Source organism: uncultured Gelidibacter sp., from assembly GCF_947500795.1.
Lineage (GTDB): Bacteria > Bacteroidota > Bacteroidia > Flavobacteriales > Flavobacteriaceae > Gelidibacter.
The window spans coordinates 84,331-105,723 of the sequence record NZ_CANMTE010000008.1; the positions used below are offsets into that span (position 1 = coordinate 84,331).

Here is a 21,393-nt window from a genome sequence, read left to right on the forward strand (position 1 = left end):
AACAAAAGTAACACTTTAAGCAGTAATGAAAAAACTGAAAATCGTAAAAATTATACGAAAACGTTATAGAACGGATTTATCAAAGACCAATGGCAACAGATTTGCCAAAGAATGGGATTTTACCACCTTTCCCTTCTCTCCCATAAAATAGAGTTCGATAGGTTGGTTTTGTTTTACTTCATATTCTGCAATAGACTGACGGCAGGCGCCACAAGGGGGAATTGGAGCATCAGTAACCTTATTTTTTGACCCAGCTATGATAGCCATTCTTACCATAGCAACCCCAGGATATTGTGCACCAGCATAAAAAATTGCAGTTCGCTCTGCACATAAGCCAGATGGATAAGATGCATTTTCTTGATTACTGCCCGTTATAATTTCATTATTTTCTAGAAGAATGGCAGCGCCAACACTAAAGTTTGAGTATGGTGAATATGATTTGTCCCGTGCTTCCATCGCTTTTTCCATTAACGAAATTACATCCTTTGGAAGTTCGTCTAAACTATCATAAACAGTAAGTAGGGATTCAATTTTAATTTCCTTCATAGGTTTTATATCTATTCTTAAAAATACGACACTTATTGAGACAAAAAAACTATTGTTTTTAAATAACAATAGTTTTTCTGTAATCTTAAATCTATTTGATACTACTAGAATTCACTGTACTGCCTGTCGCCAAAATTAAATGTCAACGAAAAACGCAAGGTGTTTTCTAATGGACTTTGAATTTTTGAAGCTGAGAACAAATAGGACATATCAATATTAATGGTTGTGTATTTGAATCCTGCACCTAAAGCAAAAAACTTACGTGCGCCTTTATCTTCACTTTCATTAAAATAACCCGCTCTAAAAGCAAATGAATCTTGGTATTTATATTCCGCACCTAATGCCCATGTAAATTCTTTCATTTCTTCACTAAATCCATCTGGTGCATCACCAAAAGATTGGAAAACACCGGTGAGGAATCCAACATCTTGAGATTTCCCCTTAACGATAAACGTAGGCTCATCGCCATCTTGTCTTCCGTTACCATTAGTATCCTCATAACCGATAATTGGTGGTGTTGGCACCAATAATTTAGTAACCTCAGCTGTTAATGCCAAAGTATTGTATTCATCAAAAATAAAATCGAATCCACCACCAAGTCTCATATTGGTTGGTAAAAAGTTTTCACGTCCACCATCATCATATTTAATTTTCGGACCTAAATTTTGAATTGCGAATCCTAAACGGGTTCTTCCGTTGAAATCGCCATAAGCTTGTTCTTCACTTTGATAGTATCCAGAAATATCAACAGCAACTGAACTTGCGGCGCTAGCCGAATTATCTAAGGCTTGAATCTTTAAATCCGAACGCAAATAACGCAATCCGACCGCCATAGAAAACTGATTTGACAATCTCAAGGCGTAAGAAGCATCAATAGTCAATTCGTTTGGTTTTGCAATAAGTGCTTCAGAAAATTCATCCTGAACCAATTCAATTTCCCCTAAACTAAAGTATTTGAAACTTGCAGCGAACGCACTTCTTTCATTAATTCTATTGAAATAAGTGACATTTCCTAAGAAAATATCATTTACCAATTTGCTCAAATAAGGCGTATAACTCACACCAATTCCAGATTTTGCTTCAGAAAACGCATATTTAGATTGATTCCACTGTTGGGAATAAGCATCTACAGAAGTAGCAACTCCAACATCTCCCATACCAGCGGCTCGCGCGTCAGAAGCAATTAACAAAAACGGAGTTCCTGTTGTAATAACACGACTCCCATTAGGTTGAATGATGATCGTTTCTTGTGCTGAAGAAAAATTATAAACGGTTAACGTGATAAGTATAAGTACGTATTTTTTCATATGATTTTAAGTATTACTGCAAGAGCTTTCTGACCTCAGTATTTAACAAATATAAATTATTATTATAGATTATTATAATATGACAAGTTTTTGAATCTTCTCAACTTGCTTATTTAATTGACTCGAACGTACTTTAAGCTTGTAAACGTAAACGCCTTTTCCAATTTTATCTCCAAAGTCATCACTACCATCCCATACAATATCCCTGGACAGGGACGAAGCGCCTTCATTACAGCATCCACCGGCATTTGTCTGCGCATTTATGGTTTTCACTAACTTACCTGAGACGGTGAATATCTGTATAGAAACGTCTAAAGGTTGCGAACTATTGTGGTTGAACCAAAATTCTGTGTAATTTATAAAGGGATTTGGGTAATTTAGAACGTTTTCAATTTGTAATTCCTGATCTTTATCGTGTACCACAAACTGAATTTCAGCACTGCTGGAGTTATTGTAGACATCCCAAGCTTTCAGCGTTAGGGTGTGAAGTCCGGGTTCAAGATCGCGAAATCCATACGTCACTTCACCTTTTGTATAGTCGTCTACTTGCGCTTTGTAGTAATCATTCAGCACAAAAGGATTAGTTTCATCACCATCAATTATGGCCACAATATCATGACCAATGCCACTAGCGGTATTAATACCATTACGATCTTCCAATTTGGCTGAAAGTGTTGGCGCTTCATTGGTAATTCCTCCTGACACAAAATTTTCATCATTCATATAGAGTTTAACGATTGGTCCCGTATTATCAATCTCTGCATTTTTATTGATGCCGCCAACCAAAATATCAAAATTGGCTCCTGCCTGATCTTGTACAGGACCTTCTGTTTGGGCATAAAAACTCACTTTCCCTTTCCCTACAGGCACACCAATATCTCTAGGCACCACAAATTCAAAATCAAAATGGCCATTGGTGACGGTTGCTTGACCAATAAATATTTTTTCGCCCAAGGTGGTAAAATCCATTTGAATCTTTTGTCCGTTCTGAGCCACATTATTATTCCCCAATGTTTTGCGCTGTATTTCTTTATCGAAAATTGTTGGGGTAAGCACACCATTGTAATTGGACATCACATTCCCGGCAGGATCAAGAACCTCACCAGACATTTTGATTTTGCTCAATGCTTTTAAAGTATCATTAGTTTGTCCTAAAGGCTTATCGTTGATTTTTGTCAGCTGAATGTTTGGTTTCGCGATGGCAAGTTTCATAGCCGGATCTCCTATAAAAAACACCAATCGTCTTTGTTGTATCCCGGATATCGCGGGGTCATTTTTAGTGAGACGCAAGGCTTCGGCCATTGAAGGTTGCTGGTTCGGCCCAAATCCGAACAGGTACTTTTCTAATTTGACATTAAAAGTAACGCCCACATTTACAAAAATTTGACGTGTTGTTGTAATCAAACTAATGGCCCCTCCATTTGTATTCCAATAGGTATATTCTCCTGCCGTTGGGCGATAAGGATTATCAAACCGCGTATATTCACATGTTACCGTCACAAAACAATGAAACTTGCAGAAATTGCTGATTTCCTGCGAATCATTTTTATCGAAAATGCGCTCAGATGCTAATCCGTCTTCACCTCCATGTCCAAAATAATTCACCACTAAAGCGCCTACTTCAATAGCATCTTTCACCGACTTGTTAACGTCAGGATAACGCTCCCCACTTGCTGAAGCTTGTTGCTGATAAGCATCGGAATGAATTTTAACCACGTTCAAAAATGGTTTTTCAGCTGTAATCGTATTTCCTATCTCATCAGTAGTTTCCTGTAACACACGTTCCCATGCCACATCAACATCGTCAGACAGGACAATAACATTATTTCTCCAACTGCCGTAAGACGCATCTTTATAATACAACGCAATTTTATCGACCATTTCCTTGGCGCGCTGCGGCGTTTCAACTAAAATTCGGCCTACAGCAATATCAAGTTTGTTTGATGATTCCATATCGCCCTCATTACTATCCATCATCCCAAAAAAATCATCAGACACAAAAGCATTTGTCAAACTAAAACTATCTAAGGAATGCCAGGATGGAACGATGTTGGTGTTGTTCGGAATTCTATCCTTATAATCAAAAGAAGCATCACCAAACAGGCATAAATATTTCAATCTTTTATCAGAGCTGCTTGCGTTATGATAAACGTAACGAACGAGATTTCTAATGGCCGCAATGTCTTGATTGCCGGAACTAAACTCCGTATAAATCTCATTTAAAGTGACCACCTTTACATTGAGATTATTCTGTTCTCTATTGATTTGTGCCAAACGTTCAGCTTGAGACAGCAAATTATTTGGTGTAATAATAAGATAGTCCACATCCTTAAACTGACCTTGATCATCCTTAAAAATGTTGCCTTTAATATTCTGATTGTTCACATTGCTTTTTCCATCCCGTAATGGTTCATAATAATCAGAAGGCGTTAAGGCTAAATAGGTTTTGGCTATTCCGGAAACCGACTTGAAATTCAATGTCGAGTTCTTATCAGTATTAACCACACTGGTCACATTATATTTATCGGTAATATCCCAAATTTCAGAAACCGCAGCAGCATTGCCCATAGAATATGCGACAATCCCTGGTTCGCTTGCCACTTTCCTGTTTCTAAATGTGAATTGCTTGCCTGAAAAAGCCAATCCTCGTGTAGCTTCAATGGAGATATAATCTAAATAAGCATGAGCGGTTGGGTTACCTGAATTATTATAAGTCAGTTTAACATTGACGTCGGGCGACGTTAAGTTGACATTACTATTGAAAAATTTACCATCCGCCAAAACAGGCATACCAATTGGGGCAAATGAAAGATTAGAAACGACGTTTTCATTAATCTTTACTTCCATATATGTAGGCACGTCAGAAGTGGAAGCCGCATAAACTCTTACATGCGCAGGCTCTGAAGTGACAAGATTTGGAAAACTAAATTTGAATTCCTTTTGATGTTCTATGTCAAACCGATCTCCGAACCAACGTCTGCCAACACGTACAACATTAACCTCATCAACTTCATGAAACTGATAATCCTGAAAGGTATTTACCGTGTAAGTTGAAGCAGCTTCAGGTTGCGGCATCGTTTGGATACGTTTCCCAAAACCACTACTTACATTTATAAAATAATAACTTTTATCTGTAAACACATTATGATTGGTGTTACTATCCGCATTATATCCCGTTGGTCCTTCCGCATAAAATAAGATGTAATCATTGCTGTTAAACTCCCCATCGTCCTCTCCTACAAATTTGATGGCATTTTCGGTAAGGTCTAAAGGGTACGGGTCAGCATTAGCCAAAGGCAACATGGCGCCGCCGTTCCCGTAAATTTTAATAGTTCTCGGATCGACAGTGTTTGTGTTTACGCCTAGACTATTTAAAAAACTTTTGGTCAATTTAAAAACGCCAGACTTATCCACATAAAAGCGGTACCAATTTCCGGAACTCAATACGGAATTTCTTATCCCAACAGCATCGTCAAACGGAACATCGCCTCTATTTAATCTAGTATTATAGGATATCGAAAATGAACTAATCTTTTTATAAACACCATTCTCCTTAATTATAGGAGAAATCTCAAGATAGGCGAATGCTTTTTCTCTAGCGCTTACATTTTGGAAGTGCAGTTTTGGGGTTGCCGGGATAGTTTCCAAAGGAATGGAAGTCAATTCGTCTACAGAAATAGTCTCATACGAAACGTTGGTAAGCACCACGGAATTTTTGTTGATTGTTCCTTCAGATGGCCATTGCACAAAATATTTAAGTCCAGAATGCGTATCAAAGCTAAAATGGTCTTTGTCAAATGAAGGAACTTGGATTGTGGAATACGCTGTTTCCAAGATTACAGTCCCGTTCCAATGGATATCAAAACGCTTTTCTTGCGCAAATCCGAAAGATGCTATTAAAACAAAAAGACAAAGCAGTATTTTCCTCATTTGCATGTATGATTCATTCTCAAAAAATAATGATAATTAATTGATATTCCTACCATTAGAAACACCATAATAGACTGAAATAAGAAGTTTTACGACCCCACCACCAAATGAAGGCATCTATAATTATTAAAAATCACTACAATAATACCATTTTTCTGACGTTATTCAACTACTAAATACATCGACAAAACGACCAAAAATCCGACGTTGTGTGCAAAAAAAGGGATGAAATGCAACTTTTTTTTAATCTATTTGATAAAAACAGTTGTTAATTTCTCTTTAATTACTATATTGCGTCACTAAATTTAATCAGCTTACTTAAAAAGTATGGATATGAAAAACATCATTAATATAAGGATTGCATTTGCCCTAATGCTTTCTTTAGCAATGGTTGGGTGTAAAAAATCTTCATCAAACGAGTCCAGAGCAACGGGCTGGAAAATAAATGATAAGAATGGAGGCTTTCAATACAACACCAATTTTAAAGAACAAGAAACTTCTCCAGGTTTAGTTTTTGTTGAAGGTGGAACTTTTACCATGGGTAAAGTGCAAGATGATCCTATGCACGATTGGAATAACACTCCAAGCCAACTTCACGTTCAGTCATTTTACATGGATGAAACTGAGGTAACTAATGCAATGTATCTAGAGTACCTAGATTATTTAAAGCGTGTTTATCCTCCAGAAGATCCAAATTACCGTTTAATCTATCACAGTGCCCTACCTGATACATTGGTATGGAGAAACCGTCTTGGTTATAGTGAGATGATGACTGAAAACTACTTGCGTCACCCAGGTTATGGTGAATATCCTGTAGTTGGTGTAAGTTGGATACAAGCTGTTGAATTTGCAAAATGGAGAACTGACAGAGTTAATGAAATGTACCTTGAAAAAGCCGGTTATTTAAAGAAAGATGCACGTTTAACAGACGTTAGTGCAGAAGCCACTTTTAATACAGATACCTACATCAACAGCCCTAGTTCTACTTATGGTGGAAACGCTGAAATTCTTGAAGGCGGGAAAAGAAAACCACAAACGGATGCTGAAGGTAATCCAATCAATATCTATGCTAAAAGAGAATCAGGAGTTATCTCTCCAGAGTACCGTTTACCATCTGAGGCTGAATGGGAATATGCAGCACTTGGGTTGAATGAATTAAGAAACTACAATGCTATTCGTGGTAGAAAAAAATACCCTTGGAGTGGCCAATACACACGTTCTGGAAAAAGAAAATCTAGAGGTGATCAATTAGCTAACTTCAAACAAGGTAAAGGTGATTACGGCGGAATCCAAGGCTGGTCTGATGACGGGGCTGATATTACCAATGCTGTAAAATCTTATGAGCCAAACGATTTTGGAATCTATGATATGGCAGGTAACGTAGCGGAATGGGTTGCGGATGTTTACAGACCTATTGTTGATGATGAATTCAATGATTTCAACTACTACCGTGGAAATGTGTACACTAAAAATGCAATTAACGAAGATGGTACTGTAAAAGTACTTACGACTCAAGATATTGTTTATGACACTTTAAGTAACGGACAAGTTGTTCCTAGAAATTTACCAGGAGAAATTTTACAAGTGCCAATTACTAAAGATGATTCTTATTTAAGAACAAATTTTGACGTCAGCGATAACAGAAACTTCAGAGATGGAGATAAGAGATCGTCACGTTATTATAGCGATAACTTCGATGAAGGTGAAGCTGGATCTGGCACAAGACAAATGTACAACTCTCCAAAACATAGAGTAGAAGTTGATTCTACAGGGGCGATGATCAGATCATTTGACAAATCGAATGACAGAACATCTTTAATAAACGACAATGTGAGAGTTTATAAAGGTGGATCTTGGAAAGACAGAGCGTACTGGATTGACCCTGCACAACGTCGTTATTTCCCACAAGATATGGCAACGGATTATATCGGATTTAGATGTGCAATGTCTAGAGTTGGTTCAAAATCTAAAGGAAGCCACAAATCAAGAAACTAATTTTTATAGTTAATAATTTTAAAAGAGTCCTAACCTTGTGTTAGGACTTTTTTGTTACATTTATTTCATGATTATAGAAACACTTTATAAGCATTTTTTAGAATGCACATCAGTATGTACTGATACTCGTAAAATTGAAAAAGATTGCCTGTTTATCGCACTTAAAGGCGATAATTTTAATGGCAATAAATTCGCAACGCTTGCTTTAGAATCTGGGGCCAAGTATTGTATTATAGATGAAAAGGAATTCGCGAAAGATGAACGCTATCTATTAGTAGATGACGTTTTAGAAACCCTTCAGCAACTTGCCACCTACCACAGAACGCAGTTGAACATCCCAATTATTGCGCTTACTGGAAGTAATGGAAAAACCACAACCAAGGAGTTAATCAACGCCGTATTGTCTAAGCGCTACAAAACATCAGCTACGCAAGGCAATCTAAACAACCATATTGGAGTTCCACTCACGCTGCTGAAGATGAATGAGACCATTGAAATCGGTATTGTGGAAATGGGCGCAAATCATCCGAAAGAAATTGAATTGCTATGCAAGATTGCGCGTCCAGATTATGGACTGATCACCAATTTTGGAAAAGCGCATTTGGAAGGATTTGGAAGTTTAGAAGGCGTTATTAAAGCTAAATCTGAGCTCTATGAATTCTTAGCGAAACATCATAAAACAATCTTTGTTAATGAAAATGATCCAACGCAAGTAAAGCAAACCTTAAACTACGAAAACGTTTATAAATTCGGATTGCGGACGTCTTCAGATACTATGTTAGAGCTTATCAAATCACAACCTTTTGTGACGCTCAAGTACAACGATTCTGAAATTCAAAGTCAGCTTGCAGGCACCTATAACTTTAATAATATTGGAGTCGCAATTGCTGTTGGCTCCTATTTTGAAGTTAATAATGAAGCCATCATCAATGCCATTGAAAATTACACGCCAACAAACAATAGGTCTCAAATTCTTAAAAAAGGCAGTAATACCATTATTATGGATGCGTATAATGCTAATCCGACAAGCATGTTAGCAGCTTTAGAGAATTTTAACCAACTGCAACAAGATGATAAAATACTTTTTTTGGGTGATATGTTTGAATTGGGAGAGACTGCAGAAAGCGAACATCAGTTTATAGTCGATTACTTAGAAAAGAATAAACTGGGCGACGTTTATTTGATTGGTAAAAATTTCTACAAGACTACAACAGTGAACAGTGATAGGATCAAGAAATTTGAAGCGTTTGAAGATTTAAAATCCCATTTTAACAGTAAAGATATAGAAAACTCATTCCTGTTGATTAAAGGCTCACGAGGGATGGCTTTGGAGCGTGTATTAGATATTTTATAAAATCACACACCGATTCCATTCTATATTTACGAGCGAAGTCTTAAAGTACAATTAACTTTCAGACTTCGCTTTTTTGATAATAGCCTTCAGTCGGTCCTTTCGAAGCGCTTCTTCTGCCTTCTTCTTATTAATTTTCCTATTGAGTAATTTGGTGTGCTTGGCCTTATTCTTCGTGTTTTTCTGACCTTTTGGTTTTGGCATGTGTTTCTTTTTAACAGTTTACAATTAATAAGACGCTTTCAGGTAATTAACTACTTCACCTCCATTCAAACGATTTCAACAATTATTTGGCATCATCCTTCCCGCGGATGACATTAAAAGTATTTATCATTTCCGTAAGTTTCTCAGGATGCTTATCCGCTAAATTGTATTGTTGCCCAACATCTTCATTCAAGTTGTACAATTGATAGTCTTGACTATTGCCAAGTTCTATATTAACATGATCATTTTTAGCGGGTCCGTTGTACGGCGGAATCATTAGCCATTCCCCTTTTCGTAAAGCCGTTTTTGTTGCAGCTTCAAGAATGAGATCATTCCGACCTTGATTATTCTGTCCCATAAAAACATCCATCATTGCTTCGCTATCCTGCCCTTTTTTATCACTTCCAACAAGACTCGCAAGTGATGAGAGTAAATCTACCTGACTCACCAATGCATCGGATACCTGATGTTCAATTTTACCTTTCCAATAGGTAATAAATGGCACCCGAGTACCCGCTTCAAACAAACTGTACTTCCCTCCTCTCAATCCACCATTTGGATCATGATTTCCAATCTTTTCAACAGCATCATCAAAATACCCATCATTTAAAACAGGTCCGTTATCACTGGTAAAAACAATTAAGGTATTTTCCATTAATCCTTCTTTTTCAAGGGTATTTAAAAATTCACCAATACACCAATCAGCTTCCGCGATAACATCGCCTCTAGGTCCCATTCCGGTTTTCCCAACAAATCGAGGATGTGGCGTACGTGGCACATGTGGTTGTTGCATTGCATAATAAAGAAAAAATGGTTCGTTTTTATGATTTCGAACAAATTGTTGTGCTTTATCTAAAAACACATCCGCCATATCGACATCACTCCATTTTGCGGCTTCCCCACCTTTCATAAAACCGATTCGTGGAATGCCATTCACAATACTATTATTATGTCCATGATGCCATTTCATTGTTACCAATTCAGGACTCTCAAGAGCTGTGGGCTCACCTTCAAAATTACGGGAGTAATCAACTTCAATAGGGTCATTAGGATCTAAATTAGCCACCAGTCCATCTTCAATATAAACGGTTGGAACGCGGTCTTGCGTAGCGGCCATAATATAAGAATAGTCAAACCCGACTTCATTAGGACCTGGAGTTACGCGTTCGTTCCAATTGACGTGCCCATCACCCAATCCGAGATGCCATTTACCCACAATTCCCGTAGTGTAGCCTTTTTCTCTTAACATTTTAGGGATTGTTAACTGATCCGTACCAATTAATAAAGGTGCCGTTCCTGAAAGAATTTTAGCATCCTTATTCCGCCAAGGATACACACCAGTTAGCAAGGCGTATCTGCTAGGCGAACACGTTGCTGAAGATGAATGGCCATCAGTAAACATAACGCCACCATGTGCCAATTTATCAATATTAGGAGTCGCTAATGCTTTAGCTCCGTAAGCGCTTACATCGCCATAGCCCAAATCATCCAAATAAATAATTATGATATTAGGACTTTTTGTAGATGCGGCTACTTCTTTAGTGATAGTAGTCTTGCACGATAAAAAAAGCCCACTGAGCATTAGAACCAAAAACATCTTCCTGAATAAATACGACTTCATAAGTATTGAATCTTTAATTTAAATATGTAAATAATTGCGTGCGACTAGAATATTATAAATTCAATTATGACAATCTCAAGCCACCCAATAAGTAGTTGTAAAGTAAATAAAAAAAATTGAATTCTTTAGTGCGTATGCTGAAAGCGGACGCTTGGATATAAATTACAATATCTCTTTACCAGAAAAAGATCTTGAACCAAAAGGCTATAAACGAAAAAAATCAACTTCTATAAAGAAGTTGATCTCTTAAAAGTGGTCCATACTGGATTCGAACCAGTGACTTCCACGTTGTCGACGTGACACTCTGAACCAGCTGAGTTAATGGACCTGGTAACCAAAAAAAAAGTCCATACAAATTGTATGAACTTTAGTGGGCGATGAGGGGTTCGAACCCCCGACCCCCTCGGTGTAAACGAGGTGCTCTGAACCAGCTGAGCTAATCGCCCTGTTACGGGATGCAAATATAAAGGAGTTTTTGATATTGCAAAAGCTTTTTTGAAAAAATTTTAAATTATTTCTGCAACTACAAATGTGCTCCCTCCTACATAAATAACATCCGATTTTGTAGCATGTTGTTTTGCAGCACTTAAGGCTTGCGCAACACCCTCATAAGCCTCTCCAACAAAACCGTGATTTAAAAAAATATTTTTTAGTTTTTCGGCATCTAAGCCACGTGGAATATCTGGTTTGCAAAAATAATAGAGTGCATTCTTAGGTAAAAGTGGCAAAATAGGTTCCACATCCTTGTCATTGACCACTCCAAAAACCATATGAAGCTGTTCGAAATTTTCGTCTGACAGTTGTTTCATGGCATATTCTAAGCCATCTTTATTATGTGCCGTGTCGCAAATAACCTTTGGTTCGTTCTGAAGCACTTGCCAACGACCGTTCAGTCCTGTGTTCTTTACAACATTTAAAAAACCGTTTTTAAGCGCTTCTTCAGATATATCAAAAGATTTCTGACGGATTATAGATATGGCCGCTAATACGGTGGCTTTGTTCTTTTCTTGATAATAGCCTTTCAAATCGCTTTCATAGCTCACGACATCCTTTTGTTGATCTGCAAAATGAATCTCTGAACCACGTGTATTCACAAGCTCTTTAAAGACCTTTTCGGTTTCAGGTTGGGTTTGCCCAATAACCACAGGAACCCGAGGTTTTATAATCCCTCCTTTTTCAAAAGCAATCGCTTCTAAAGTAGATCCTAAAAACTGTGTGTGGTCTAATCCGATATTGGTTATAACCGAAACTTCTGGTGTTATGATATTGGTAGAATCCAAGCGGCCTCCCATTCCTACTTCAATAATGGCGATATCGACCTTTTCTTTTGAAAAATAATCGAATGCCATTCCGACGGTCATTTCAAAGAATGACAATGAATGCGATTCGAAAAAATCCTTATGGTTTTCGATAAAGTCCACTACAAAATCTTCAGAAACTTCGTTCCCATTGATTTTGATGCGTTCTCTAAAGTCTTTTAGATGTGGCGATGTATAAAGTCCCACCTTATAGCCTGCCTCCTGTAAAATGGACGCGAGCATATGGCTGGTTGAGCCTTTACCATTGGTGCCGGCTACGTGAATACTTTTAAAATTAAGTTCGGGGTTTTGGAGGTGTTTCGCTAAGAGCAGTGTATTATCCAAGTTGGCTTTGTAAGCTGTTTTGCCTTGGTTTTGATACATTGGTAACTGTTGAAACATCCAGTTGACAGTATCTTGATAAGTCATTTATTGAGTTACGCTAAAATCGATTTTTACAAATCCTATTTGTGTTGCTGGTGCTTTTGAATCGGCCGGCCATTTATAGGTCATCGCCGTTTTTCTAGCGGCTTCATAGAGACATAAGTTACCTGTAGTTCCTTTTTTACCTGGTATTGCATTGACCACACGGCCTTCTCTATTCACATGAATTTCTACAACCACTCGACCTTCTTCATCACAATCAGGCACTACTTTACCATTGGTTGGTCTACCTCTTCCGTTTAAGCCATAGCCACTTCCGCTGCCACCACTTCCGGTACCAGGTTGTCCAAAATAACTTGGTGCATATGGATCACCATCCAATTGTCCTTTATCTCCTGGCCTTCCATCATTTCCTTCGCCGCCGGTTGTTGTGCCTTCAGATTTTTTAACACCACCAATTAAGGCATCCAATTTCGCGCGTTTATCCGCTTCCTCTTGACGCTTTTTAGCTTCTGCAGCTTCTTTTGCTTTTTGGGCACGTTCAACTTCAGCTTTTGCTTTCGCCTCTGCTTGCGCTTTAGCATCAGCCGCTTCTTTTTGCTTTTTCATTGCAATAGCTTCTGCATTATCTGCGGTCATTACATTTTCTGCAGGCTGTTGCGATTTTATAGGCTCAGTTTTTACCTCCTCTACTTTTGTTTCTTTTACAACCGGTTCACTAACCACTTCTTTTGGTTCAGATTTGACAGGCTGTAGTGGCTGTACATCGCCACTTCCTACTTCTGAATTCCCGAAGTTTACCGCTACACCATATTCTAAAGGCGGATCCATATAAGGAGGCCCAACCACAAATAATAGCAACAACAAAATGACCACAATAAGTGTGGTAATTTTTGCAGAATTGCGTTCATGTTTGGTCTCAAAATACTTCATGTGTGTGCTATGGTGCTAAAATGGTTCTATACTAATTAGGCTTTACGGCCAAAATCACTTTAAATTTATTTCTATTGGCAATATCCATCACTTTAACAACATTTTCAATGGATACTGATTTTTCAGCTCTTAAAACTATTGTTGGCTGCTCCTGATTTGCAAGCGCTTCTTTCAATTCGTACTCCAAAACAGATTCTCCTACAAGTTTTTGATCGATGTAATAATTTAGATCTTTCGTAATACTTACAGCTACTGATTTTTTGTTTTCCGTTTTTCCATCTGCTTTTGGCAACAGAATGTCTATAGCATTAGTGGTTACCAAAGTTGATGCCAACATGAAAAATATTAATAACAAAAAGACAATATCTGTCATTGACGACATATTAAAGTCTGGTGTTACTTTATTTCTTCCTCTTATATTCATAGATACGAGTTACTCAAAATTATTCTTATTCCTTAGTTTAGATACATGCATCACGCATTCATATCAATCTTCACTATAAAACTCAAGTCGCAAGACTTAAGATTTTAAGTTGCTGATTTAGATTGGCTCGTTCAAGTGATCTAAAAACTCCAATGAGTTGGCCTCCATTTGATACACCACTTTATCTGTCTTAACAACCAAGTGATTGTAGGCCATATACGCTACAATACCAACAATTAATCCACCAACTGTAGTGGTCATTGCTGTATAAAGTCCGTCAGCCAACAATTTAATATCAATTTGACCTCCCGAGTTTGCGATTTCAAAAATGGATAAAATCATCCCGATAACTGTTCCTAAGAATCCAATCATTGGCGCTACTCCAGAAATAGTAGCAAGCACACTCACGTTACGCTCCAATTCATAAACTTCCAAACGTCCTGCATTTTCGATGGCAGTATTAATATCTTCCAAAGGTTTCCCGATACGGCTGATTCCTTTATTGATCAAGCGTGATACAGGCGTATTCACTTGTGCACATAATATTTGTGCAGAATCCGTTTTGCCATTAGACACATGATCCTTTATTTGATTCATAAAATTGGCATCGATTTTAGAGGCTGCCTTTATAGCGAATAATCTTTCGAAATAAATATAAATTGCAAATACTAACAATACGAATAAAAGGGCAATTATGACCATTCCGGCGGTACCACCACTTCCGATCAATTCAATAATTGATAAGGTTTTTTCTACTGATTCACCATCTGGAATTAGTTCTGCTCCCTCTTGAATTTCATTCTGTAACATCATATATGTAATGATTAAAATTTTTGTAATTAGTGTTTAAACGTCTAAAATTTAACTTAAGTATAATTTAAAATTGTGTTCTGCAAACATAATGGTAATTGCTCGAGTTTGAAAGCTGAATAGTGCTGATAATAAGACATTTTAGCATCTTACGGCTCACCTATTATTTTCCTGACCTAAACAAAAACTTGTTTTGCTGCCATAAGCCGAAGCTTATATCAGTTGGCTCAAAGCAATTTCAAAGGCAGTTTCACTCACCCCTGTTTTACTTTGATTTTTACTATATACTCTTTTTATGGCTTGCTTAATTCGGTTTGATGTGTCATTAAAAATAGCATCATCCGTCATTTGCACTTTTTGTTCCATAAAATAAGCAAACACTCTTGCCATACCGCAATTGGATATGAAATCAGGAATAAGGCTTATTTTATTGTCCGTATACTCCATTATCGGCCCAAAAAAGATTTCTTTATCTGCAAATGGCACATTCGCACCACACGAAATAACCTCTAGTCCAGAATCGACCATTTGATCAATCTGAGCTCTAGTAATTAAACGGGATGCAGCACAAGGCAAGAAGATCTCTGCCTCTAAAGACCAAATTTTAGTGTTGATTTCATCAAAAGGAATGAGCGCATCACTAACGAGTGTATTCCCCGTTTTATTGAGATATAGTGTTTTTATTTCTTCAAATGTAAAGCCTTCCTCATTAATAAGACCGCCTACAATATCAATAATACCGACCACCTTTGCTCCCATTTGAGAAAGATAAAATGCTGCCGCAGCACCTACATTCCCAAATCCTTGTACGATGGCACGTTTCCCTTCAACACCATCACCGTGAACATCATAAAAATGTTTGACGGCTTCTGCAACACCAAAACCTGTAATCATATCGGCTACAGTATATTTTCTGCTGACGTCTGGAGAATATTTTGGATTTTCGATAACCTTAATTACACCATGGCGTAATTGCCCGATGCGGTTAATTTTATCTGCTTGGGTTGGTTTAAAATGGCCTTCAAACACGCCTTCTTGAGGATGCCAAACGCCAGTTTCTTCGGTCATTGGAATAACTTCATGTATTTCATCAACATTCAAGTCGCCACCTGTACCATAATAACTTTTCAGTAATGGTGAAACTGCTTTATACCAGCGCTCTAAAACGCCTTTTTTTCTTGGATCTTGAGGATCAAAATTGATTCCTGATTTAGCACCACCAATGGCTGGTCCGGAGACCGTGAATTTCACTTCCATGGTTTTGGCCAAGGACAATACTTCATTAAGATTAAGCCCTTTGCGCATACGTGTGCCACCACCGGCAGCTCCGCCTCGTAGTGAGTTGATGACGGTCCACCCTTCTGCTTCAGTTTCTGGATCTTTCCAATTAAATACTATTTCTGGTTCTTTGTCTTCGTACTTCTGAAGTAATTCTTTCATTTGGTATTGTTGGTTCAATTTGGTTATGTTAATCTCTAAGCTAAAACATCGCTTCAAGAGTTTAAAATTTCCCTAGCAAATATAAAAAACAATGGTTCGGTTTAAATTAATTTTATAATAATATTATGGATTATATATTTTACCTGAGGAATGGTCTTTTATGGCTGCAGTAACACTGCTCAAACAATTATTTTCATTGCGAAGTTTTAAAACCCCAAGAAAAGCGAATATGAGTGCTTCCTTATTTTCTACAATTGATTTGTCAGGAATTATGATCTTGTTTTGTGTGTGATGCGCTATTCGTTCCATCAAAAAAGTATTAAAAGCACCACCGCCTGTCGTGAGCACAGATGCTTGTTTTTGTTGATTGATTTCATTGGATATTTGATTAGCCACATGCTCTACAAAGGTGTGCAAGATATCTTTCATGTCCAGATGATAAGCATCTATTAAAGGAAGGATTTCACTTTTCACCCATTCCAATCCTAATGATTTTGGATAGGGACTTTTATAAAAATCTAAAGCATTTAGAGCGTCTAGTAACGGTTGATGTACTGTGCCAGAACGCGCGATTTTTCCACCGTCATCATAGGCTAAGCCTAACGTGCTTACATAATGGTTAAGTACAATGTTTACAGGACAAATATCATACGCAATACGCTTGCCATTAATATGAGTAGAGATATTGGCGAATCCGCCAAGATTTAAACAGAAATTATACTGAGGAAAGAGTAATTCATCACCAATAGGTACCAATGGCGCTCCTTGTCCGCCTAATTCCACGTCTTCAACCCGAAAATCGCACACTACAGTGGCATTCAAAAGCGTTGCAAGTTTTGGTAGGTTTCCAATTTGATAGGTAAGCTTATTTTCAGGTTGGTGTAGGGCAGTATGGCCATGAGAACAAATTGCATCCAAACCTTCGATGTTATGTTCTGTTATAAACTTTTGAATCACTTCACTCAAAAACAAGGTATATTCTTCATCCAATTCCCTTAATTCATCCAGATTTAATTTTACCAAATCTTTCAACTTCGTAAGCCAATCGGCAGGATAACTATAGGTTTCTGACGCCTTAATTTCAAATTTCCATGCGCCATTTTTTTCGAATATACAGTGTGCCACATCCACCCCATCCAAGGATGTACCTGACATTATTCCTAAAACGTTGTAGTGATTTTTGTCCATACTGTAAAAATAATCATTCAAATTGATAAAATACTAGTAAAACCCTATCTTTGTAGCCATTATTAAAATTAACAATACGCACATAACATATGGATTTTACCCTTACAGAAGAACATAAATTAGTACGCGACGCTGCTCGCGATTTCGCCATCACTGAACTCCTTCCGGGTGTTATTGAACGTGACAATAAACAAACATTTCCACAAGAACTCGTCAAAAAAATGGGTGAACTTGGTTTTATGGGAATTATGGTTGATCCTAAATATGGCGGCAGCGGAATGGATGCTATTTCTTATGTGCTCATCATGGAGGAATTATCTAAAATTGATGCGTCTGCTTCAGTAATTGTTTCTGTAAATAATTCGTTGGTGTGTTATGGTTTAGAGGCTTTTGGAAGTGAAGAACAAAAACAAAAATACCTTACAAAACTTGCTACAGGTGAGTTTGTTGGTGCATTTTGTTTGAGTGAACCAGAAGCTGGTAGTGATGCTACATCTCAGAGAACTACTGCGGAAGATAAAGGAGATCATTACGTAATTAACGGTACAAAAAACTGGATCACTAATGGCGGTCGCGCTGATGTTTACTTGGTAATTGCTCAAACTGACAAGCATAAAGGCTCTCATGGCATTAATGCTTTTATAGTTGAAAGAGGAACTCCTGGATTTGATATTGGACCAAAAGAGGATAAATTAGGAATTAGAGGAAGTGATACGCATACGCTACAATTCAATGATGTTAAAGTTCCCAAGGAAAACAGAATTGGTGAAGATGGCGCTGGATTTAGATTCGCAATGAAAACGCTTTCTGGAGGGCGCATTGGTATTGCTGCCCAAGCATTAGGAATTGCTGCAGGCGCTTATGAATTAGCACTTAAATATTCTAAAGAACGTAAAGCTTTTGGAACGGAAATCTGCAACCATCAAGCTATTGCTTTTAAACTTGCCGATATGCATGTAGATATTGAAGCTGCGCGCCATTTGGTAATGAAAGCTGCTTGGGATAAAGATCAAGGTAACAATTATGATGTTTCTAGCGCAATGGCAAAATTATATGCTTCTAAAGTAGCAATGGAACATACGGTTGAAGCTGTTCAAATTCACGGTGGAAATGGTTTTGTGAAGGAATATCATGTAGAGCGATTAATGCGTGATGCAAAAATCACCCAGATTTATGAAGGAACTTCTGAAATTCAAAAAATCGTTATTTCGCGAAATATTATTAAAGCTTAAATAGTTTTAAATTTTATAGAAAAAGGCGCAACTTGAGTTGCGCCTTTTTTATGCATTGTAATTTCCTTACTAACGTTGTTTTGTATTCAAGGTTTCCAAAACCAACTTAATATCGTTGTAACTATATTTCTGATCCAACTTCGTTTTTAAATCCGTCAGGTTATCATACGTTTGCTTTGGGATGAGTTGTCGCAATTCCTCATAATGCGTTTCTGAAATTAACGCAGTTACTTCTACTTCGCCTGTTGCTACAAATTTTGCTAAATGACCAAATATGGTTGTTTCGGCCAGTTCGCGCTCCTTCGCTATTTCTGATATCGACTTTCCGGCCTGAAATAATTCCAAGGATAATTTATGGGAATCACCCTTCTTTACTTTTTTTTTTGACGCAACAGGTTCTTGAAACTCTAACGTATCATCAGTTTCAATATTATTTTCGTCACAGTAAGCTCTTATCACTTCCAATATTCGACTCCCGTATTTATCAACCCGCACTTTTCCAAATCCGTTGATTTCCAAAAGCTCGTTTTTATTGATTGGAAGCACTTCACATATTTCATATAATGCTTTCTGCGTAAATATCTGGTAATGGATCAGATCATTTTCAGCAGCTATTTCATTACGCAATTCGCGCAGCAATTCAAAAAGTTCAATGTTAACCGTGCCATCTACAACCGTCGCCTTGGATTTTTTTGGTGCCTCTTTTTTCAAGAAAATAGATTTTGCCCTTAATGCAAGAAACTCATGAGTCGTAAATCCATCGTTAAAGCCATTAAAGTAAGAGCGTTTCACAGTTAACAATTCTTCAAGCGTGTCTAACTGTTTTTCAATGTCCTTTTCTATCGCTTTATTATCTGTGGTATAACTGAGCGAATTCAGTGCAGCTATAATTTTAGTTTCTGTTTCAGATTTAAAATAGGCCTTAGCTTTCATAAAACGCTCCTGTAGAATTGCATTTTGCTCCGGTAATACATCGGTATCCGACAGTTGTCTCAACTGATTATTGAAACTACTGCTCACCTTAAGTAAATTAGGGAGCACATCTTTTACAGTGATTAATGGCTCTTCCATACGACCTGTGATGCTGCCTCTATTTTTATAGAACACATCCAATAAGCGATTAATAGGAAACAAAAACGGATAGAAATCAAACACCTCCTGAATGCCTTCCAATTGAAAAGTAGCTCTTGCAGAATGCAGAATAGTTTCATTGGGTTGTTGTGCTTCAGCTGTCTTGTTGAATGAGGTGACATGCACATCATTAATAATTTGATTAGAATCGATTTTACTTTTAAGAACTAAACCTTCTAAAGATTTGCATCTACTTAAAGCCACATAAGTCTGTCCGTGTGCAAACGCTCCTTGTGCATCAATAATGGCCTTTTCAAAGGTTAACCCTTGACTTTTATGTATGGTAATAGCCCAAGCCAAGCGCAACGGCATTTGGGTAAAAGAACCTATTTTATCTTCGGTGATGGCTTTTGTTTCTGGGTGAACGGTGTACGTGATATTCTCCCAAACTTCGGGCGTCGTCACAATATTAAAATCGTCGTCAGGACAACTTACCACAACTTCATCTTTATCCAACAGAATTACCTTCCCAATTTTCCCATTGAAATAACGTTTTTCAGGTGAACTGTCATTTTTAATAAACATGACTTGCGCACCGACTTTAAGTTTTACTTCCTCACTATTTGGATAGGAGAACTCAGGGAATTTACCTTCAATTTTTGCTCTGTAAGTCCTTTCTTTGGATGATAACGCTTCTAACTCTGCACTATTAGCACGTTCTGCGCGATTATTATGTGTGGTCAATTCGATATAGCCTTCTTTAGGATCAGGGCTAAAATCTTTAATGTAGCGTTTATTTAATTCTTCAGCTGCAGCAGCAGATAAGGTATTCGTCCTAATTTCATTCAAAATTTGAATGAATTTTGGATTTTCCTGTCTGTAGATATGCCTAAGTTCTATAGTGATTGTATTCGCCTCCTGATACGCTCTACTACTAAAAAAGAAACCCGTTTGATAGTATGATTTCAATAATTGCCATTCATTATCCCTAATCACTGGCGATAATTGTTGTAAATCGCCAATCATCAAAACCTGAACTCCACCAAACACTTTATCACGTGTTCTATAACGACGTAAGGTTTTATCGATGGCGTCCAAAACATCAGCACGCACCATACTGATCTCATCAATAACCAATAAGTCCATTGATTTGATGATGTCAATTTTAGTTTTACTGAATTTCTTATTGAAACCTCCGGAATTACTGAGTTCAGCATCAGGGAGAATGGGACCAAATGGCAATTGAAAGAAGGAGTGAATCGTTACCCCTTTTGCGTTAATAGCGGCAACACCCGTTGGTGCTACAACAACCAAGCGCTTTAAAGAATCTTTTTTTAGATTATGCAGGAAGGTTGTTTTACCAGTCCCCGCTTTTCCTGTCAAGAAAATACTTCGGTTGGTATTATTAACAAAATCCTTGGCTAATTCTAATTCTTTATTGGTATCCATGTCACGGTGTTCTAAACAGATTGGAATTTACGCAAATTCGATAAGATTGCGGCAGAGCGCATCCTTAAATTAAGGAAGAAAGTATCGTTATGATGATTAGGCGAAGATCCGTTCAAACTGGTGGATTGAAAAGTATACAAACAAAAAAATCCCCAACAAATAAATGTTGGGGATTCTCTAAAAAAGGCGATGTCCTACTCTCCCACGAGG

General features: G+C 37.5%; 15 protein-coding genes and 2 tRNA genes. 3 read left to right on the forward strand and 14 right to left on the reverse strand.

Going from position 1 to position 21,393, the window contains the following annotated elements:
* Positions 1–63: 63 nt before the first annotated feature.
* The 3 genes from cdd to porU form a co-directional block, all read right to left on the reverse strand.
* Positions 64–546, reverse strand: a complete 483-nt coding sequence (cdd, locus tag Q0947_RS14620; protein WP_299399420.1) for a cytidine deaminase — start codon at positions 544–546, stop codon at positions 64–66.
* 104 nt (positions 547–650) lie between these two features.
* On the reverse strand, positions 651–1,853 hold the full coding sequence (porV, locus tag Q0947_RS14625; protein ID WP_299399423.1) for a type IX secretion system outer membrane channel protein PorV: 1,203 nt from the start codon (positions 1,851–1,853) through the stop codon (positions 651–653).
* A gap of 72 nt (positions 1,854–1,925) precedes the next feature.
* Positions 1,926–5,783, reverse strand: coding sequence for a type IX secretion system sortase PorU (porU, locus tag Q0947_RS14630; RefSeq protein WP_299399427.1), 3,858 nt, complete (start codon positions 5,781–5,783; stop codon positions 1,926–1,928).
* A gap of 327 nt (positions 5,784–6,110) precedes the next feature.
* On the opposite strand from porU, the gene gldJ reads away from it, so the two are divergent.
* Both gldJ and murF read left to right on the forward strand, forming a co-directional pair.
* Positions 6,111–7,778, forward strand: a complete 1,668-nt coding sequence (gene gldJ, locus Q0947_RS14635) for a gliding motility lipoprotein GldJ (protein WP_299399430.1) — start codon at positions 6,111–6,113, stop codon at positions 7,776–7,778.
* A 67-nt stretch (positions 7,779–7,845) separates the two neighbouring features.
* Entirely contained in the window at positions 7,846–9,132 is a 1,287-nt protein-coding gene (gene murF, locus Q0947_RS14640; RefSeq protein ID WP_299399433.1) for a UDP-N-acetylmuramoyl-tripeptide--D-alanyl-D-alanine ligase, read from the forward strand.
* A gap of 51 nt (positions 9,133–9,183) precedes the next feature.
* On the opposite strand, the gene Q0947_RS14645 is transcribed toward murF, so the two are convergent.
* The 10 genes from Q0947_RS14645 to Q0947_RS14690 all read right to left on the reverse strand — a co-directional run bounded on the left by Q0947_RS14645 (position 9,184) and on the right by Q0947_RS14690 (position 17,431).
* A complete protein-coding gene (locus Q0947_RS14645) occupies positions 9,184–9,333 on the reverse strand; it encodes a hypothetical protein (protein WP_299399436.1) in 150 nt (49 codons plus the stop codon).
* A gap of 82 nt (positions 9,334–9,415) precedes the next feature.
* The gene (locus Q0947_RS14650; RefSeq protein WP_299399438.1) at positions 9,416–10,954 is read right to left on the reverse strand and encodes an arylsulfatase; all 1,539 of its coding nucleotides are present in this window, start codon (positions 10,952–10,954) and stop codon (positions 9,416–9,418) included.
* A 253-nt stretch (positions 10,955–11,207) separates the two neighbouring features.
* Positions 11,208–11,282, reverse strand: a tRNA-Val gene (locus tag Q0947_RS14655).
* 43 nt (positions 11,283–11,325) lie between these two features.
* Positions 11,326–11,400 (reverse strand) — tRNA-Val (locus Q0947_RS14660).
* Between the two features lie 60 nt (positions 11,401–11,460).
* Entirely contained in the window at positions 11,461–12,681 is a 1,221-nt protein-coding gene (locus Q0947_RS14665; protein ID WP_299399441.1) for a folylpolyglutamate synthase/dihydrofolate synthase family protein, read from the reverse strand.
* The gene (locus Q0947_RS14670; protein ID WP_299399444.1) at positions 12,682–13,569 is read right to left on the reverse strand and encodes an energy transducer TonB; all 888 of its coding nucleotides are present in this window, start codon (positions 13,567–13,569) and stop codon (positions 12,682–12,684) included.
* Positions 13,570–13,600: 31 nt separating this feature from the next.
* Positions 13,601–13,993, reverse strand: a complete 393-nt coding sequence (locus Q0947_RS14675; protein WP_133759086.1) for a biopolymer transporter ExbD — start codon at positions 13,991–13,993, stop codon at positions 13,601–13,603.
* 117 nt (positions 13,994–14,110) lie between these two features.
* Positions 14,111–14,806, reverse strand: coding sequence for a MotA/TolQ/ExbB proton channel family protein (locus Q0947_RS14680; RefSeq protein ID WP_243835866.1), 696 nt, complete (start codon positions 14,804–14,806; stop codon positions 14,111–14,113).
* A 210-nt stretch (positions 14,807–15,016) separates the two neighbouring features.
* Positions 15,017–16,243 carry a Glu/Leu/Phe/Val dehydrogenase dimerization domain-containing protein gene (locus tag Q0947_RS14685; RefSeq protein ID WP_299399451.1) on the reverse strand — a complete coding sequence of 409 codons (1,227 nt, stop codon included), beginning with the start codon at positions 16,241–16,243 and terminating at the stop codon, positions 15,017–15,019.
* A 123-nt stretch (positions 16,244–16,366) separates the two neighbouring features.
* Positions 16,367–17,431: an anhydro-N-acetylmuramic acid kinase gene (locus tag Q0947_RS14690; RefSeq protein WP_299399454.1), complete on the reverse strand. Its 1,065-nt coding sequence runs from the start codon at positions 17,429–17,431 to the stop codon at positions 16,367–16,369.
* An 89-nt stretch (positions 17,432–17,520) separates the two neighbouring features.
* Between Q0947_RS14690 and Q0947_RS14695 the strand changes: the two genes are divergently transcribed.
* The gene (locus Q0947_RS14695; RefSeq protein ID WP_299399457.1) at positions 17,521–18,663 is read left to right on the forward strand and encodes an acyl-CoA dehydrogenase; all 1,143 of its coding nucleotides are present in this window, start codon (positions 17,521–17,523) and stop codon (positions 18,661–18,663) included.
* A 69-nt stretch (positions 18,664–18,732) separates the two neighbouring features.
* On the opposite strand, the gene Q0947_RS14700 is transcribed toward Q0947_RS14695, so the two are convergent.
* Positions 18,733–21,183, reverse strand: a complete 2,451-nt coding sequence (locus Q0947_RS14700) for a helix-turn-helix domain-containing protein (protein ID WP_299399461.1) — start codon at positions 21,181–21,183, stop codon at positions 18,733–18,735.
* Between the last annotated feature and the right edge of the window lie 210 nt (positions 21,184–21,393).

Excerpts from the sequence above, each read along its gene's own strand:
- Q0947_RS14650 (WP_299399438.1), bottom strand. The coding sequence starts at position 10,954 with ATGAAGTCGTATTTATTCAGGAAGATGTTTTTGGTTCTAATGCTCAGT.
- Q0947_RS14675 (WP_133759086.1), bottom strand. The coding sequence starts at position 13,993 with ATGAATATAAGAGGAAGAAATAAAGTAACACCAGACTTTAATATGTCG.
- murF (WP_299399433.1), top strand. The coding sequence starts at position 7,846 with ATGATTATAGAAACACTTTATAAGCATTTTTTAGAATGCACATCAGTA.
- Q0947_RS14685 (WP_299399451.1), bottom strand. The coding sequence starts at position 16,243 with ATGAAAGAATTACTTCAGAAGTACGAAGACAAAGAACCAGAAATAGTA.
- Q0947_RS14680 (WP_243835866.1), bottom strand. The coding sequence starts at position 14,806 with ATGATGTTACAGAATGAAATTCAAGAGGGAGCAGAACTAATTCCAGAT.
- Q0947_RS14665 (WP_299399441.1), bottom strand. The coding sequence starts at position 12,681 with ATGACTTATCAAGATACTGTCAACTGGATGTTTCAACAGTTACCAATG.
- Q0947_RS14670 (WP_299399444.1), bottom strand. The coding sequence starts at position 13,569 with ATGAAGTATTTTGAGACCAAACATGAACGCAATTCTGCAAAAATTACC.
- gldJ (WP_299399430.1), top strand. The coding sequence starts at position 6,111 with ATGGATATGAAAAACATCATTAATATAAGGATTGCATTTGCCCTAATG.
- Q0947_RS14695 (WP_299399457.1), top strand. The coding sequence starts at position 17,521 with ATGGATTTTACCCTTACAGAAGAACATAAATTAGTACGCGACGCTGCT.
- Q0947_RS14700 (WP_299399461.1), bottom strand. The coding sequence starts at position 21,183 with ATGGATACCAATAAAGAATTAGAATTAGCCAAGGATTTTGTTAATAAT.
- porV (WP_299399423.1), bottom strand. The coding sequence starts at position 1,853 with ATGAAAAAATACGTACTTATACTTATCACGTTAACCGTTTATAATTTT.
- Q0947_RS14690 (WP_299399454.1), bottom strand. The coding sequence starts at position 17,431 with ATGGACAAAAATCACTACAACGTTTTAGGAATAATGTCAGGTACATCC.
- Q0947_RS14645 (WP_299399436.1), bottom strand. The coding sequence starts at position 9,333 with ATGCCAAAACCAAAAGGTCAGAAAAACACGAAGAATAAGGCCAAGCAC.
- porU (WP_299399427.1), bottom strand. The coding sequence starts at position 5,783 with ATGAGGAAAATACTGCTTTGTCTTTTTGTTTTAATAGCATCTTTCGGA.
- cdd (WP_299399420.1), bottom strand. The coding sequence starts at position 546 with ATGAAGGAAATTAAAATTGAATCCCTACTTACTGTTTATGATAGTTTA.